This is a genomic window from Mesorhizobium sp. 128a (assembly GCF_053848025.1).
In genome coordinates, this window is the sequence record NZ_JBSPKY010000098.1 from 1 (window position 1) to 437 (window position 437).

Consider the following 437-nt stretch of genomic DNA (forward strand, 5'->3'; position numbering starts at 1 on the left):
GGCGGCCGCAGTGTTTTTGGCTGGGAACCGGCACTGGCGGAGCAGAACAAGAAGGCATGACAGGGTCAGGCTGAACTCTGCAGTCGCACTCGAAATCAACCATCCAGATCGATCAACGCAACGCCCAATTCCGGACGCCTGCTGCGGCGCAGATGGCCGGGCGCCTCCGCCAGGGTCACTTCGAGCGTCGGTCGCACGATGGCCTCGAACAGATGTCCACCCCGGGTCGTGCCGTCACTCAATCCCAACACCGCCTGGACGTGGAGGCTGGGCTTGCCGTCGTCGCCCAGCGCCACATCGCCGATGGCGCTCAGCACTTCGCATTGTTCGTCGATCGGAATTTTGCGGTAGGTCTTCGCATTGGGGTCGAACCAGCCCACGATCGCTCTTTCAAAGGCGCCGATCGCTGTCAGGGAAGCACTGCCGACCCTTTGGTC

The 437-nt window shown here is 62.7% G+C and carries 1 protein-coding gene; it reads right to left on the minus strand.

Annotation, left to right across the window (positions count from 1 at the left end):
* Positions 1–95 precede the first annotated feature (95 nt).
* Positions 96–437, minus strand: a 342-nt coding sequence (locus ACWTU9_RS33235) for a PPC domain-containing DNA-binding protein (RefSeq protein WP_455862022.1), incomplete at its 5' end; no start/stop codon positions are given.